The sequence below is a fragment of the Winogradskyella litorisediminis genome (assembly GCF_042675765.1).
Classification (GTDB): domain Bacteria; phylum Bacteroidota; class Bacteroidia; order Flavobacteriales; family Flavobacteriaceae; genus Winogradskyella; species Winogradskyella litorisediminis.
In genome coordinates this window covers 861,785-876,750 of the sequence record NZ_JBHTJL010000009.1, presented here as the reverse complement: position 1 = coordinate 876,750, position 14,966 = coordinate 861,785, and the positions used below count along the sequence as shown (strand labels likewise).

At 33.3% G+C, this 14,966-nt stretch carries 15 protein-coding genes and 1 tRNA gene; 9 read left to right on the top strand and 7 right to left on the bottom strand.

Features of this window, described 5'->3' with window-relative positions; translation table 11 throughout:
* From ACFQ1Q_RS06205 to ACFQ1Q_RS06195, 3 genes are all read left to right on the top strand, one after another.
* On the top strand, nucleotides 1-723 hold the full coding sequence (locus ACFQ1Q_RS06205; RefSeq protein WP_386129048.1) for a DUF6503 family protein: 723 nt from the start codon (nucleotides 1-3) through the stop codon (nucleotides 721-723).
* A gap of 579 nt (nucleotides 724-1,302) precedes the next feature.
* Nucleotides 1,303-2,580 carry a ribonucleotide-diphosphate reductase subunit beta gene (locus tag ACFQ1Q_RS06200; RefSeq protein ID WP_386129047.1) on the top strand — a complete coding sequence of 426 codons (1,278 nt, stop codon included), beginning with the start codon at nucleotides 1,303-1,305 and terminating at the stop codon, nucleotides 2,578-2,580.
* Nucleotides 2,581-2,610: 30 nt separating this feature from the next.
* Entirely contained in the window at nucleotides 2,611-4,395 is a 1,785-nt protein-coding gene (locus ACFQ1Q_RS06195) for a ribonucleoside-diphosphate reductase subunit alpha (RefSeq protein ID WP_386129045.1), read from the top strand.
* 161 nt (nucleotides 4,396-4,556) lie between these two features.
* On the opposite strand, the gene ACFQ1Q_RS06190 is transcribed toward ACFQ1Q_RS06195, so the two are convergent.
* Nucleotides 4,557-5,129 (bottom strand): DUF3109 family protein, encoded by a 573-nt coding sequence (locus ACFQ1Q_RS06190; protein WP_386129043.1) that lies wholly within the window; start codon nucleotides 5,127-5,129, stop codon nucleotides 4,557-4,559.
* A 161-nt stretch (nucleotides 5,130-5,290) separates the two neighbouring features.
* On the opposite strand from ACFQ1Q_RS06190, the gene ACFQ1Q_RS06185 reads away from it, so the two are divergent.
* From ACFQ1Q_RS06185 to ACFQ1Q_RS06175, 3 genes are read left to right on the top strand one after another with little or no spacing between them, the layout of a single operon-like run.
* Nucleotides 5,291-5,875, top strand: a complete 585-nt coding sequence (locus ACFQ1Q_RS06185; RefSeq protein WP_386129041.1) for a MarC family protein — start codon at nucleotides 5,291-5,293, stop codon at nucleotides 5,873-5,875.
* Nucleotides 5,876-5,881: 6 nt separating this feature from the next.
* A complete protein-coding gene (locus tag ACFQ1Q_RS06180) occupies nucleotides 5,882-6,082 on the top strand; it encodes a hypothetical protein (protein WP_386129040.1) in 201 nt (66 codons plus the stop codon).
* Entirely contained in the window at nucleotides 6,082-6,690 is a 609-nt protein-coding gene (locus tag ACFQ1Q_RS06175) for an FAD-dependent oxidoreductase (protein WP_386129038.1), read from the top strand. Before ACFQ1Q_RS06180 ends, ACFQ1Q_RS06175 begins: the two co-directional genes overlap by 1 nt.
* Here the strand turns inward: ACFQ1Q_RS06175 and ACFQ1Q_RS06170 are convergent.
* From ACFQ1Q_RS06170 to ACFQ1Q_RS06150, 5 genes are all read right to left on the bottom strand, one after another.
* Entirely contained in the window at nucleotides 6,687-8,303 is a 1,617-nt protein-coding gene (locus ACFQ1Q_RS06170) for a S41 family peptidase (protein WP_386129036.1), read from the bottom strand. The two genes, ACFQ1Q_RS06175 and ACFQ1Q_RS06170, sit on opposite strands and share 4 nt — an antisense overlap.
* Before the next feature lies 1 nt (nucleotide 8,304).
* Nucleotides 8,305-8,739 carry a deoxycytidylate deaminase gene (locus tag ACFQ1Q_RS06165; protein WP_386129034.1) on the bottom strand — a complete coding sequence of 145 codons (435 nt, stop codon included), beginning with the start codon at nucleotides 8,737-8,739 and terminating at the stop codon, nucleotides 8,305-8,307.
* A gap of 92 nt (nucleotides 8,740-8,831) precedes the next feature.
* Complete coding sequence (locus tag ACFQ1Q_RS06160) at nucleotides 8,832-9,416, bottom strand: HupE/UreJ family protein (RefSeq protein WP_386129032.1); 585 nt, start codon at nucleotides 9,414-9,416, stop codon at nucleotides 8,832-8,834.
* 12 nt (nucleotides 9,417-9,428) lie between these two features.
* Nucleotides 9,429-11,282 carry an FG-GAP-like repeat-containing protein gene (locus tag ACFQ1Q_RS06155; RefSeq protein WP_386129030.1) on the bottom strand — a complete coding sequence of 618 codons (1,854 nt, stop codon included), beginning with the start codon at nucleotides 11,280-11,282 and terminating at the stop codon, nucleotides 9,429-9,431.
* 107 nt (nucleotides 11,283-11,389) lie between these two features.
* Nucleotides 11,390-11,471: transfer RNA gene (locus ACFQ1Q_RS06150), tRNA-Leu, on the bottom strand.
* A gap of 138 nt (nucleotides 11,472-11,609) precedes the next feature.
* Here ACFQ1Q_RS06150 and ACFQ1Q_RS06145 point away from each other — a divergent pair.
* The 3 genes from ACFQ1Q_RS06145 to pth all read left to right on the top strand — a co-directional run bounded on the left by ACFQ1Q_RS06145 (nucleotide 11,610) and on the right by pth (nucleotide 13,993).
* On the top strand, nucleotides 11,610-12,551 hold the full coding sequence (locus ACFQ1Q_RS06145; RefSeq protein ID WP_386129028.1) for a ribose-phosphate pyrophosphokinase: 942 nt from the start codon (nucleotides 11,610-11,612) through the stop codon (nucleotides 12,549-12,551).
* 106 nt (nucleotides 12,552-12,657) lie between these two features.
* Nucleotides 12,658-13,299, top strand: a complete 642-nt coding sequence (locus ACFQ1Q_RS06140) for a 50S ribosomal protein L25/general stress protein Ctc (protein WP_386129026.1) — start codon at nucleotides 12,658-12,660, stop codon at nucleotides 13,297-13,299.
* A 127-nt stretch (nucleotides 13,300-13,426) separates the two neighbouring features.
* Nucleotides 13,427-13,993 (top strand): aminoacyl-tRNA hydrolase, encoded by a 567-nt coding sequence (gene pth, locus ACFQ1Q_RS06135; protein ID WP_386129024.1) that lies wholly within the window; start codon nucleotides 13,427-13,429, stop codon nucleotides 13,991-13,993.
* A 48-nt stretch (nucleotides 13,994-14,041) separates the two neighbouring features.
* On the opposite strand, the gene ACFQ1Q_RS06130 is transcribed toward pth, so the two are convergent.
* Nucleotides 14,042-14,950: a PorP/SprF family type IX secretion system membrane protein gene (locus ACFQ1Q_RS06130; RefSeq protein WP_386129022.1), complete on the bottom strand. Its 909-nt coding sequence runs from the start codon at nucleotides 14,948-14,950 to the stop codon at nucleotides 14,042-14,044.
* Nucleotides 14,951-14,966: the final 16 nt, after the last annotated feature.

Here is a 14,966-nt window from a genome sequence, read left to right as displayed (position 1 = left end):
ATGAAACGTATTGGCTTTATTGTCTTATTGTCTTTAGGTGTTGGTTTTTGCTTTGCACAAAACTTACCAACTGGAGCAGAACTATTAGAAAAAGCCATAAACTATCACGACGCAAATGGCAATTGGCCAAGTTTTAGCGGAAATTTTAAAGTGACCATGACTACGCCTAATCAAAGTCCACGCGTAAGTGATATAAACATTAATTTACCTGCGGAATTTTTTAGCGTTACCGCGCAAAGAGACACCATTACACAGACGTATACAGTTGGTAAAAACAATTGCTCTTTATTTTATAACGAAAAGCAGTTAACCGAAGCTGAAGCCAAAGACAAAAAAATGACCTGCGAGCGTGCCAACATGTACAAAAACTACTATACCTATTTGTACGGTTTACCAATGAAGCTTAAAGACAATGGCACAAATATCGATTCTAAAGTTGAACGCAAAACTTTTAAAGGCAAAGCGTATTTGGTGTTAAAAGCGACTTACGATGCCGAAGTTGGCTCAGACGTCTGGTATTTCTATTTTAACCCAGAAACCTATGCTATGGAAGTGTATCAGTTCTTTAAAACAGATAAAAAAGGCAAGGTAAAATTTGATTCTGGCGAATATATTCTACTCACTAAAGAAGAAACAGTTAATGGCATTAAAATGCCAAAAATACGTGCTTGGTATTACAATAAAGATGACAAGTATTTGGGTACGGATACTTTAGGAAAATAGAAAAATTTCAAAGTAAAATTTGAAATTTGAAAAGATTTATTTAACTATAACTTTACAATTCCGTAACATAGAAATTTATCGTTTTTGTCAATTTTAAAACAAAATTTCATCAAAATTCGCACTTCTAATTTTGACTAATTTTCACTTTCATATTAAAGCCAATTCTTCAAAAAGATTAAACAAAAAATATTAAAATTTTTTCTTTACAATTTGCCCCTAAAACCAAGGGTTTTACAAATATTAAACTAATAAAAAAAACATTAACTTTTTGTTTTTCAGTACCTTAAATAGCTCAATTGATTTTAATTCAAAATAATTCAACAAAAACAAAAAAGAGGATACTACTTGCATTTTTAACTTCAATTTTTAGTCAAAATTTTACAATTTTTTTCATCCATTTCTGTTAAATTTTATATCAAAAAAACAACTTTCATAATTTTTTTTTATAAAAATTGTACTGTTCATAGGCATCTTAAAGCAATGTTAATAAAATGTTGAGAACCCTTTTTAAGGTCATTAAAATTTAATGCCTAAAATTCCAATCTTTACACTTCGATTAACAATCCAAAACTTATAATTATGTCAAAAATTGATTTCATAGTCAAGCGGGACTTCTCTACCAAAAAATTTGAGCTAGAAAAAATTACAAATGCAATTTTAAAAGCAATGACTGCTGTTGAACACGGTGATGCTAACGATGCGCAAAATGTAGCGCTAAGCGTTTATGAAGTACTGACAGCACGTAAGGAAAAGGATGCAGATTACATACCTACAATTGAAGAAATCCAGGATAATGTTGAGACGACTTTAATGGCAACTGGTTTCTTAAAAGCAGCAAAAGCTTATATTCTTTACAGAAACCAACAGGCTGAAAAAAGAAAGTCAGATATTTTTGAAAAACGCGTAAGTTTAAAACCATACGAATATCCGCAATTGTATGAGTATGTTCCTGCAATAAGACATTCATACTGGATACATACAGAGTTTAATTTTACAAGCGACATTCAGGATTTTAAATCGAGATTAAGTGACGTAGAACGTAGCGCTATTAAAAATACGATGTTGGCAATTAGCCAAATTGAAGTTGCTGTAAAAAGTTTCTGGGGCGATTTGTACCACAGAATGCCTAAGCCAGAAATTGGAGCCGTTGGTTCTACTTTTGCAGAAAGTGAAGTGCGTCATGCCGATGCGTATTCACACCTTTTAGAAATTTTAGGTCTTAATAATGAATTTAAAGCACTAAAGAAAAAACCCGTAATTATGAAGCGTGTGCAGTATTTAGAAACTGCGCTTAAAAATTCAAAAAGTCACGACGATAAAGAATATGCTGAAGCAGTTTTACTATTCTCATTATTTATCGAGCACGTATCATTGTTCTCTCAATTTTTAATTATTATGGCCTTCAATAAGCATAAAAATATGCTAAAAGGTATTTCTAATGTGGTTGAAGCAACATCAAAAGAAGAGCAAATTCATGGAGATTTTGGTATCGACTTAATAAAAATATTAAGAAACGAGCATCCAGAATGGTTTACACCAGAATACCACCAAACAATCCAAACCATGTGTTTACAAGCTTTTGAAGCTGAAGATGAATTGGTAGATTGGATTTTTGAAGACGGCGAACTTGACTTTTTACCAAAAGCAGTAGTTTCAGAATTCCTTAAAAATAGATTCAACAAATCTTTAGAAAGTATAGGTATTGATAGTGTTTTTGAAATCAACGAAACATTATTAAACGAAACCGAATGGTTTGATGACGAAATCATTGGTACAAAACACGGCGATTTCTTCGTAAAACGCTCTATCAACTATAGCAAACGTACTCAAAGTATTACTAGCGACGACTTATTTTAAAAATTAACTAATCCAAATACCAAACATACCATGCACGAGAAAACCCTCAACCAAAATATAGACGCAAAATCACAACCAGTCAATGAGCTCAAAGAAGCTAGAAAAGAAGCCTTAAATAAATACAAAACCCTTGGAGAAGGTAATTTTGAATGGCTTAACGAAAACAGCCGTAAGTTTTTGGGTGCAGGTTATTTAATTGAAGGTGTTACTGCAGAACAACGCATTAGAGAAGTTGCTGACCGTGCGGAGCAAATTTTACAAATGCCTGGTTTTTCGGATAAGTTTTACAACTATATGTCTCATGGGTTTTACTCATTAGCGTCACCTGTTTGGTCTAACTTTGGTAAAGAAAGAGGTTTACCAATTAGCTGTTTTGGGTCGCATGTGGATGACGATATGGGTAATATTTTATACACGCAGTCAGAGGTTGGTATGATGTCTAAACTTGGTGGTGGAACATCTGGTTATTTTGGAAAAATTAGACATCGTGGTGCACCAGTAAAAAACAATGGTGAGGCATCTGGTGCCGTGCATATTATGCAGTTATTTGAATCTATGGTAGATGTGGTAAGCCAAGGTTCTGTAAGACGTGGTCGTTTTTCGCCATACTTACCAGTTAGTCATCCAGATATTAAAGAGTTTTTAGAAATTGGTACCGAAGGAAATCCAATTCAAGGCTTAACGCATGGTGTAACTGTTGATAATGCTTGGATGGAAGACATGATTGCTGGCGACCAAGAAAAACGAAGCATCTGGGCAAAAGTATTACAACGACGTGGCGAAATGGGTTATCCTTACATTTTCTTCAATGACAATGCAAACAAAGGCGCAGCAGACGTTTATAAAGATAAAAACCACCCAATTCACGCGAGTAACTTGTGTACGGAAATCATGTTACCATCTAACGATGAATGGTCGTTTGTGTGCGTACTATCAAGTGTAAACTTATTACACTACGACAAGTGGAAAGATACAGACGCCGTTGAGACAATGATTTATTTCTTAGATGCAGTTATTACTGAATTTTTAGAAAAATTAGAAGCATACAGAGATTCTGATAACAGAGAAGACAGACAAACCTTTTTATTTATGGAGCGTGCTTATAATTTCGCAAAAGAAAACAGAGCACTTGGAATGGGCGTTTTAGGATGGCACTCTTTATTGCAATCTAAAATGCATGCTTTTGATAGCCAAGAAGCATTCAACTTAAACAGTGAAATCTTTAGAGTTGTTAAAGAAAAGTCTGTTGCAGCCTCTGAGCAATTAGCGGCTAAATTCGGCGAGCCAAAAGTACTTAAAGGTTACGGCAGACGTAATGCTACTTTAAATGCAATTGCACCAACAACGTCATCTGCATTTATCTTAGGGCAAGTATCTCAAGGTATCGAGCCTATTTGGTCTAATATTTATGTGAAAGATATTGCAAAGCTTAAAACGACGATTAAGAATCCATATTTACAACAATTGTTAGAAGCAAAAGGACAAGATACAACAGAAGTTTGGCGCTCAATTAGGGACCGCGATGGTTCTGTACAGCATTTAGATTTCTTAACTGAAAACGAAAAAGCAGTTTTTAAAACTTATCCTGAAATTGACCAAATGGATATCATTTATCAAGCGGCAAACAGACAAAACCATATTGACCAAGGACAGTCATTAAACATTATTGTACACCCTGATATGCCAGTAAAAGAGATTAACAAAATCCACGTTACTGCATGGAAATTAGGATTAAAATCGTTGTACTACCAACACAGTATGAATGCCGCTCAAAAATTTAAACAAAAGAAAGAGTGCACGAGTTGTGAAGGATAAACAATTGTAAATTCCAAATTATAAAAAAACAGTCGTATTTAATGCGGCTGTTTTTTTTGGGCGTTATTCTGAAAAGACTAAACTTTTAATTATAGAAAGTATTGAAAAATTTAAAAACCGGTGTCAGGTTGAGCGCAGTCAAAAACATTTTTTAGCAAAGCTTATTTACCAAACTTAGCCTGAGCAACAGACTCTAATTCCGCATACCAATCTTCACCAAATTTTCGGATGAGTGCTTCTTTTACAAATTTGTAAATCGGGACTTGAAGTTCTTTGCCTAACGAACACGCATCATCGCAAATTTCCCACTTGTCATAATTAACTGCAGAAAATTCAGAATAGTCTTTTACTCTAATTGGGTACAAATGACACGATACTGGTTTTTTCCAGCTGATTTCGCCTTGGTTATAAGCTTCTTCAATACCACAAAGCGCTGTTTTTTTCTCATCAAAAATCACATAAGCACAATCGGCACCGTTAATTAAAGGTGTTTCTAAATCGCCAAAATCTGTAGTAATGTATTCGCCTTGCGTTTCAATTGCTGCGATGCCTTCATTTCTTAAGAAAGGTTTCACCTTAGGATAAATATCTTTCAAGATTTGCGCTTCATTTTCATCTAAAGGAGCACCAGCATCGCCATCAATACAACATGCGCCTTTGCAAGCAGATAGATTACAAACAAAATCTTTTTCGATTATATCTTCTGAAACTATGGTTTTTCCGAGCTGAAACATGCCGCAAAAGTAACGAAACTTTACTATTATTTAATATTGAAATTCTACAATTTAATCGCACCTTTGCGGCGATTTTTAAAAGGGCTTTTAGCTTTTACTCAAATTTGAATTTAATACATTTAAAAAAAGAAACTAAATCGATAAAATTAAATAATTGACTTATGGATTTTGATTTAAAACAAATTTTTACAGCGTTTATGGTACTGTTTGCTGTAATAGATATCATCGGAAATATTCCAATAATTATAGATTTAAGAAAAAAAGCAGGCCACATTCAGTCTGAAAAAGCCGCAATTATTGCTGGTATTATTATGGTTGTGTTTTTATTTGTTGGTCAGCGCTTACTAAATTTTATTGGAGTTGATGTCAACTCATTTGCAGTTGCAGGTGCATTTATCTTGTTTTTTATCGCGCTAGAAATGATTTTAGGTATTACCCTTTACAAAGAAGATGATGATGGCGATGCTATAACAGCTTCTGTTTTTCCGTTAGCTTTTCCGCTTATAGCTGGTCCAGGAAGTTTAACCACACTTCTCTCTTTACGAGCAGAATTTCTTATAGAAAACATAATTGTTGCTGTAATTATAAATGTTTTAGTAATTTACGTTGTACTAAAAACATCAGCAAAAATTGAGCGTCTAATTGGTCCAAATGGTATTAAAATAATTCGTAAAATTTTTGGTGTTATTTTATTAGCCATCGCTGTAAAATTATTTGCTGCAAATATTAAAGAACTGTTCATTTAATAAACTATGAAAATATTTACCATAATTGCCTCAATCATAGCAATAGCTTTAATAGCTTTTAACGTTACAAAATTGAATTTTGATAATCTTTTACAAGGCGAAAGTGCAATTGCTATAATAACCATTTTAGCTGCGCTATGTGCAATAGTTTTGCTTCAGATATTTAGAATTTCGAAAAAAATTGAAAAATTAGATAAAAAGCACTAATGGATTTTGATGTTTTAATTATTGGTGGTGGTGCTGCAGGTTTATCTTGCGCGCTAGTACTGGGTTCTGCTAAACCAAAAGTCTTTGCAGCAGAGAAGTCTGTGGGTGTTATTACACATCAAAAAACCTCGCACTTACAAAATGCGCTTTTTAATAATGTTTTAGGATTGAAACCTGGAACTTTGGGTAAAGATTTGCTAGGAAATGGGAAGAGACAATTGAACGATTTATATCCTCATGTGCAACAAATTGAAAAGGAAAAAGTAAAATCTATTTCAAAAAACAACACTGGTTTTACAGTTGAAACTAACAAAAATAACTACGAAGCAAAAACCGTTGTTATTGCTGTTGGATATACAAATCTTTTAACCATAAAAGGTTTAGAAAATTACATTGAAACACATCCAAAAGCGGCGATAGAAAAGGACAGAATTTGGTTAAAAAATAATAACCATAAAATTGAAGAAAATCTCTACGTTGCTGGCACATTAGCAGGTTGGCGAAGTCAATATGCCATAGCTTGCGGAAGCGGTGCTCATGTAGCAACAGATATTTTAACGGAATGGAACGACGGAAAGCACACAAAGGTGCACGATAAAGTGTCTTAATTAGTTACTTCTAAAAAACTTTCTTCTTCACTTAGCGTCAATACTTCATCAATCATAATATCATTACGGTTTATGATTTCTTCGTACGCATTATCATCGTAAAGTTGGCGTGCTAAAGTTGCTTTGATAAAAACTTTTATAGTCGTATTAAATGCAACAAAGTTAATATTAGTGCCCTCAACACGGTTGACGTATTTTTGAAAAGCCAAAACAATATCGTCACTTACAGAGAAATTATCTATGAAATCTCGCTTAGAAACACCATCGTAAATTGCTCTATTTTTATCTAATTCTTCAAACACAAAATAGCCAAAATGACCAGCACGTTTTAAATAATTAATTGTTTCGTTTTCTACAGATTTATCAATTGGCACAAAGACATCTGGAATTATTCCGCCACCACCATAAACCACTTTTCCTTTTGGTGTTGTAAACTTTAACGAATCTTCAATTTCTATATTTTCAGAATTTAGTAGCTCACCATTACTCATGCGTTTGTAGTAATCTCTAAAATAAGACTTGTTTTTACCGTTCTCATATGGTTTTTGTATAGAACGACCTGTTGGTGTATAATATCTGGCTACAGTTAACCTTACGGCGCTTCCATCGCCTAGAGCCATTTCACGTTGTACCAAACCTTTTCCGTAAGAGCGTCTTCCAACAATTACGCCTTTATCATTGTCTTGTAATGCACCTGCAACAACTTCGCTTGCAGATGCAGAACTCTCATTGATAAGTACAAAAACTTCACCTTCTTCAAAATCTCCTCGGCTTGTTGCATAAGCATTTTGACGCTTTCCTTTTTTGTTTTTTGTAAAAAGAATCAACTTGTCATCTTCTAAAAATTCGTCTGCAATTTCCTCTGCAATACCCAAAAAACCGCCTGGATTGTCTCTTAAATCAAACACCAATTTTGTTGCACCTTGATCTTGAAGCTTATCTAACGCTGATTTGAATTCTTTGTAACTAGACTCTGCAAAACGATTCATTTTTATATATCCTAAAAAATTATTCAGCATATATGCGGCTTCTACACTTTTAATTGGGATATTTCCACGTTTCACATCGATATCTAAAAACTCTTTAGTAGATGGTCTGTATACCTTCAATCTTACTTTAGTTCCTTTTTTGCCTTTTAGTTTTTTGGCAATGATATCTGTATTAAACTTTTCGCCGTAAATGGTGTCGCCATCCGCCATTAAAATACGATCACCACCTTTTAATCCTGCACGTTTACTTGGTCCACCTTCTGTTGGTCGAATAACAGCTAACGTGTCTTTGTACGGGTAATAATTAATGCCAATGCCAACAAAATCGCCACGCATATTATTTGTGACGCGTTCTAAATCTTTTTTTGGAATGTAAATAGAATGTGGGTCGAGATTATCTAAAATACCATTAACCGTAACATCAACAATACTATCGGTATTGACTTCCTCGACATATTCATAATCAATATAGTCTATTAACCTATTAAGTTTGTCCTTTTTGCTATTGGTTGTAAATAATCTATCTGAAGTGTCTGTAAAATTTAATCTTCCGCCAATAAACACACCAATACCAATGGCTGCGCCTATAATTAATGGAATATAAATTTTAATTTTTTTAGACATGTTATGCTTCTATATGTTGAATTAAATCGATTTGGACACCTGCTTTTTTAAGAAAATCTAAACCTGAATCGTCTTTGTAAGCTTCGGAATAAACCACTCTTACAAAACCAGCTTGATGTATAAGTTTGCTGCATTCTTTACAAGGTGAGAGTGTAATGTACAGTGTTGCACCTTTACAAGACTGCGTGGATGATGCCACTTTTAAAATAGCATTTGCTTCAGCGTGTAAAACATACCATTTTGTGTAACCCTCGTCGTCCTCACAATAATTCTCAAAACCCGTAGGCGTGCCATTGTATCCATCTGAAATAATCATGCGATCTTTAACAATTATGGCTCCAACTTGCTTGCGCTTACAATGCGATAGTTTTCCCCATTCTTTAGCCATACGCAAATAAGCTTTATCGTAACGTAATTGCTTTTTATGTTGTGTCATTAATGCGAAACCGTTTTGTAAATAACGAATATAATTGCTTCGTATTTTATAAGCAATGGCTTGCCGTTAAAGTTTTACCAAACTTAGATTTATTAGAAGATATTGTTTTCTACTAAAATAGGAATAACCAAACCAACAACAACTGAGGATAAAGCTATAATCCAATCTCTCTGGACTATTTTAAATATGGTCTGACACAAAAATCCTAAAAATAAAATAACAAAGACTATAATGAGTTGTGCTAACTCAATCCCAAGGGCAAACTCTAGTAAAGCCAAAGGCTTATTATCAGCATCTCCAAAAACCATAGTAAACTCTCTAGCAAAACCTAAACCATGAATAATACCAAAAGTCAAGGCTGCTACAAAAAGGACATATGCTTTTTGATTTGCCTTTATCTTACCTGCTGTTATTACATTATAAATTGCGGCTATAAGTATAGTAATTGGTATTAAAAATTCTACAGTTGCTCCATTGATTGACACAAAGTTGTATGCTGCTAACACTAATGAAACCGTATGACCAAGCGTAAAAAGAGATACTAAAAGTAAAACACGTTTCCAATCTTTAAATATATACGGAACGGCTAACACCATTAAAAATAATACGTGATCGTAGCCATTGATGTCTAAAACATGATTAAGACCATATTTTACATTGAAGAAAAAATCATTCATTGTTGATTACAATTATTTTTTTAGGATTTTAAAAGTCTGAAGATTAGAGTTTATGTCTTTAACCTTAAGAAAATAACTTCCTTTTGATAAAGAAGAAATATTGAATTTAATTTTTATAGAATCTGTATTTTGAAATAACACCTTTTGACCTAACAAATTATAAACTTCTATTAATTTAATTATTGAATTTCCTTCAACAGTAACGACATCACTAGCTGGATTTGGATATGTTTTTAATTGAATCAATTCAGTATTATTAACATCTAAAACATTATCATTTGTAATAGTTATTACTTGATTTGCTATTACATCTGTTACTACAGTCACAGTGTTGTCAGGCCATTCTACACGTATCTCGTCTATCGTATTGTTATCGCTAAGACCAAAAAAAGCTTCTGCAGGTTCTTGTCCATAAAAACTTGTACCAGCAGTTATGAGGCGCATACCTGTTTTACCATTATCGTAAATAATTTTAACGACAGCTCCTATAGCATAATGATTAGTACCATTCATTCTTGGTTTTACGACTAGATAATTGTTAGGATTAGTCGATTCGCTTATGTCGTTTTCATATAATCTAACTGGCAAATCTGCATTTAAAGTACTTCTAACTTTCATAGATTGTAATAAATCTAAATCTCCATCTCTATCCATGTCAAAAGCTAATAGAGTTGCTGCATATTGAAGGTCGTCAAAATTTGAGGCTTCAGAAATATCTGAGAATAAAAGCCCTTCAACGTTTAACCATAATTTTGATTGGTCTGGCAACCATCCTTCAATGTCATAACCATTTGTGGATGCTATATCTAACCATCCATCGTTATTTGCATCAAAAAATGTAGTTCCCCAATCCCAAGCACTACTATCCACGCCTAAAGATTCTGAAACTTCTTCAAAACCTAGATTATTTGTTTGTGAGAAATTATTTTTTAATAAAATATTATGCCTCATATTGCCGTCTCCAGGATCAATCCTAGATATGTTAGTGGCGTACAAATCAAAATCTCCGTCATTGTCATAATCTCCAATAGTTAATCCCATTTCATTAAAGGCATTATCAGCTCCAACATCATTAGCAATTTCTTCAAATTGATTATTGCCCAAATTTCTCCATAATTCGTTTTCAGTAAAATCTATACTTATATAAAAATCAATAAAACCGTCATTATCAAAATCATTGAATATGGGTTGAAATCTCGATACTGAATTTTGATTAGGAAAACTAGTTGAAGAAATATCTGTAAATCCTTGACCTGCGTTGTTTAAGAACATTGTCATTTCCGCTCCTATTTGATTTCTATCCCAAAACGTAACTAGTATATCTAACCAATTGTCATTATTTATATCTGCAGCAGAAATTCCTCCTACCAAAAAATCTTTTGTAACATTGGCTACATTATATTTTGTACCAAAATCGAGACCAGAGTTTTCAACAATCTCAAAATTTCCAGATGTTAATTGCTTATACAACTTAATATCTGCTCTGTTAACGCAAGATGCATCAATATCTCTGCAGTCTCCAACAATTATTAAATCTAATAACGTATCTCCATTAAAATCCACCCAAAGTGCAGTTCTATTTCTAAAAGTAGAAGTTACACCTAAAGAGGTTGCAACTTCCTGAAATTGGCCGTTTCCAATATTCTCGTATATTCTATTGTTGAGACCAAACTCTGTCCCGACAAAAAAATCTAAATCCCCATCATTATCAAAATCTGCGATGGAAGCTCCGCTACCAAATGTTCCAGACATCGTTTCTACAGCGTCTATACCAGCGCTAGAGGTAACATCGGCAAAAACTTGAGCGTTAGTATCAATAATAAATAAAGAAAAAGCAATTAATAAGTATTTTGAGATAAGCCTCATGTAAAATTTTAAAAAATTAATTAATTGCTACTAAGATAAATATTCTTTAATTATTGAGAAGTTAAAATTTAAGGGTCAAATCAAAGTATTTTGATTTGACCCTTTTGTACTCAAGGTGGGAATCGAACCCACACTTCCGAAGAAATCGGATTTTGAATCCGACGCGTCTACCAATTCCGCCACTTGAGCATTAAAAATTGGATTGCAAAAATAGAAAAAATTAATCAATGTAAACCAATAAAATTGTCTTAGATATTGTTCTTGCTAGCAAAATAATTTTCTAACTTTGAGCATTTCAAACCTATACAACTATTAACAACACAACACATGCCTTACGAAACTACAGAAGCTAAAATTTTTACATGCTCTCAAAGCCGATATCTAGCAGAACAAATAGCAAAAGCCTACGGTGTAAAATTAGGTAATGTTATTACATCTCGGTACAGTGATGGAGAATTTCAGCCATCCTATGAAGAGTCGATACGTGGCACACGTATTTTTATTATAGGATCTACTCATCCTGGTCCAGAAAATCTTATGGAGATGCTGTTAATGATTGATGCTGCGAAACGAGCATCTGCAAGACATATTACTGCTGTACTTCCTTACTTTGGTTGGGCAAGACAAGATAGAAAAGACAAGCCTAGAGTTCCTATAGCTGCAAAATTAGTGGCAAAAATGCTTGAAGCTGCAGGTGCAACAAGAATAATAACTATGGATTTACATGCTGACCAAATTCAAGGTTTCTTTGAAAAACCAGTAGATCATCTTTTTGCTTCAACTATATTTTTACCTTACTTAAAATCATTAAATCTAGACAATTTAACGATAGCGTCTCCAGATATGGGTGGTTCTAAGCGAGCATATGCATACTCAAAAGCTTTATCGAGCGACGTTGTAATTTGCTATAAACAACGGGCTAAAGCTAATGTTATTTCGCATATGGAATTGATTGGAGATGTAACTGGTAAAAATGTTGTATTAGTAGATGATATGGTAGATACAGCAGGCACTTTAACCAAAGCTGCAGACCTTATGATGGAACGCGGCGCATTAAGTGTAAGGGCAATTTGTACACATCCTATTTTATCTGGAAGCGCCTATGAAAAATTAGAAAACTCTAAACTTGAAGAATTGATAGTTACAGATTCGATTCCACTTACACAAGAATCTAAAAAATTGAGAGTACTAAGCTGTGCAGATTTATTTGCCGAAGTAATGCAAAATGTTCACTACAACAAATCTATAAGTTCAAAATTTGTAATGTAGGCACTGAGGTATTTTTTTTAATTGATTCGTTATTTTTAATAATATATTATTACATTTGCAGCCCTCAAAATGAGGAATTTAATAATATTTAATTTAAACTTTTAAAATGAAATCAATTACAATTAATGGATCTCAAAGAGAAAGCGTAGGCAAAAAGTCAACAAAAGCCTTACGTAATGCTGGTCAGGTTCCTTGCGTAGTATACGGAGGAGACAAGCCATTGCATTTCTCAGCACCAGAACTGGCATTCTCAAAACTCGTATACACTCCAGACGCGCATACGGTTGTGATTACTCTAGATAATGGTGAAACTTACAATGCAATTATGCAGGACATTCAGTTTCATCCTGTAACTGACAGAATCTTACACGTAGATTTCTATCAAATTTTTGAAAACAAAGCTATAACAATGGATATTCCTGTTCATACTATAGGTTCTTCAAAAGGTGTTATGAATGGAGGAAACTTAAGAATGCCTTACCGTAAACTTAGAGTTAAGGCAATACCTTCAAAATTACCAGATTTTATTGAAGTAGATATTACACCATTAAAAATTGGAAGTAAACTTTACATCACTGAATTACACAACGACGATTATACATTCTTACACCCAGACAACACTGTTGTTATGCAAGTAAGACGAAGTAGATTAGCTGTAGTAGATGCAGATGATGACGAGGATGACGAGGATGATGCAGCAGATGTACCAGCAACTGAAACTGATGATGTAGCAGCGGTTAAAGAATAACTATTGCAATATCAACCTATAATAATAAGCATTCCATTCTTTGGGATGCTTTTTTTATTTTTGAATAAATTTAAATTCAATGTTTAATTGGTTACGAATATTCTTTAAGAAAGAAGAACAAGATTTTATGAAAAAATTTTTAATCGTTGGTTTAGGAAATATTGGAGAGAAATATGAAGAAACAAGACATAATATTGGCTTTAAAGTATTAGACTCATATGCAAATGATAATGAGCTCTCTTTTAAAACAGATAAACTAGGAGACATTCTTTACCATAAAATAAAAGGAAGAACTTTAGTTTTTTTAAAACCAAACACTTTTATGAATCTTAGTGGCAAGGCTGTTAAATATTGGATGACTAAAGAAAAAATTCCTTTGGAAAATCTTCTTGTAATCACTGATGATTTAAATCTTCCTTTTGGTACTTTAAGATTAAAAACTAAAGGAAGTGATGGCGGACATAATGGATTAAAGGATATACAAGACAAACTACGAACTTCAACTTATTGTAGACTACGATTTGGTATTAGTGCTGAATTTTCAAAAGGGAAGCAAGTAGATTACGTTTTAGGTCATTGGTCCGAAGAGGAAAACAAATTCTTAAAAGAAAGACTCATGCAATGTCATAAGGTTTTAGAGTCATTTGTATTAGCCGGACCAAAACTTACCATGAACGACTATAATGGAAAATAAAAAAGCCTCTCAATTGAGAGGCTTTTTTGTTATAAATTAATAAAAAACTTATTCAGCTTTAGGAAAATTAAAACGAACTAATATTTCATGAGTTCCGTCATTAATAGAGTTTAACTCACTTCTTGAAGAACCTCCATAAGCGTAACCAAAGTCCATCCAATCAGCAAGATTGAACATAATTGTACCAGCCCAAGCAGCGTCAGTACTATACATAACACCAGCTTCGAAACGTTGGTTATATCTAAATGCCGCTGTTAAATCTGCAGAAATTGGATTACCACTTGTGTAACGAATCATAGTAGAAGGTCTAAACTCTACTTTATCTGATAAATCAAAATTATAACCACCAGACAAGTAGAAATGTGCTTTTTCATTTGCGATTGTAACTCTACCATTATCTACATTTACTCTATCACTTAATAATAAACCTGGTACAGAAAGTGATAAAAAGTATTTGTCATTTACTAAATAAGCACCTATACCTAAATTTGGTCTAAAACCAGTATCTATATTAGCGACAGCTGGATCAACTTGATTGTTGTTAAAGTTAAACCTTCCAAAACCGCCTTGGTCAACATTATATGTTCTACCACCAGCTTTTAATCCTAGAAAAACATTTGTTGATTCGTTTAACTGCAATTTATATGAAAAATCTACGTTAAAACTCGTTCTGTTTTCCACAAAGACGTTATCATTAACTATAGATAGTCCAATACCTAAATTTTCAGTCAAAGGCGTTTGAAAAAAGAATGTCTGAGTTTCAGGTGCATCCTCTACGTCTACCCACTGACTCCTAAAATTAGAAGTCAGGCTAGTTGTACCGTCAGCCGCAGCATAAGCTGGGTTGACAGCGTTCATAGTATATCTGTATAAAGCGTAGTTAGGTTCTTGTTGTGCATATAAAGTGCAAAACAACAACAATGCAACTACTTTTAAAGTGTTTTTATAAAATTTCATTGTATTCATTTATTTT

Excerpts from the sequence above, each read along its gene's own strand:
- ACFQ1Q_RS06180 (WP_386129040.1), top strand. The coding sequence starts at position 5,882 with ATGAAAATATTTACCATAATTGCCTCAATCATAGCAATAGCTTTAATA.
- ACFQ1Q_RS06130 (WP_386129022.1), bottom strand. The coding sequence starts at position 14,950 with ATGAAATTTTATAAAAACACTTTAAAAGTAGTTGCATTGTTGTTGTTT.
- ACFQ1Q_RS06145 (WP_386129028.1), top strand. The coding sequence starts at position 11,610 with ATGCCTTACGAAACTACAGAAGCTAAAATTTTTACATGCTCTCAAAGC.
- ACFQ1Q_RS06200 (WP_386129047.1), top strand. The coding sequence starts at position 1,303 with ATGTCAAAAATTGATTTCATAGTCAAGCGGGACTTCTCTACCAAAAAA.
- ACFQ1Q_RS06190 (WP_386129043.1), bottom strand. The coding sequence starts at position 5,129 with ATGTTTCAGCTCGGAAAAACCATAGTTTCAGAAGATATAATCGAAAAA.
- ACFQ1Q_RS06165 (WP_386129034.1), bottom strand. The coding sequence starts at position 8,739 with ATGACACAACATAAAAAGCAATTACGTTACGATAAAGCTTATTTGCGT.
- ACFQ1Q_RS06160 (WP_386129032.1), bottom strand. The coding sequence starts at position 9,416 with ATGAATGATTTTTTCTTCAATGTAAAATATGGTCTTAATCATGTTTTA.
- ACFQ1Q_RS06195 (WP_386129045.1), top strand. The coding sequence starts at position 2,611 with ATGCACGAGAAAACCCTCAACCAAAATATAGACGCAAAATCACAACCA.
- ACFQ1Q_RS06155 (WP_386129030.1), bottom strand. The coding sequence starts at position 11,282 with ATGAGGCTTATCTCAAAATACTTATTAATTGCTTTTTCTTTATTTATT.
- ACFQ1Q_RS06205 (WP_386129048.1), top strand. The coding sequence starts at position 1 with ATGAAACGTATTGGCTTTATTGTCTTATTGTCTTTAGGTGTTGGTTTT.
- ACFQ1Q_RS06175 (WP_386129038.1), top strand. The coding sequence starts at position 6,082 with ATGGATTTTGATGTTTTAATTATTGGTGGTGGTGCTGCAGGTTTATCT.
- ACFQ1Q_RS06170 (WP_386129036.1), bottom strand. The coding sequence starts at position 8,303 with ATGTCTAAAAAAATTAAAATTTATATTCCATTAATTATAGGCGCAGCC.
- ACFQ1Q_RS06140 (WP_386129026.1), top strand. The coding sequence starts at position 12,658 with ATGAAATCAATTACAATTAATGGATCTCAAAGAGAAAGCGTAGGCAAA.
- pth (WP_386129024.1), top strand. The coding sequence starts at position 13,427 with ATGAAAAAATTTTTAATCGTTGGTTTAGGAAATATTGGAGAGAAATAT.
- ACFQ1Q_RS06185 (WP_386129041.1), top strand. The coding sequence starts at position 5,291 with ATGGATTTTGATTTAAAACAAATTTTTACAGCGTTTATGGTACTGTTT.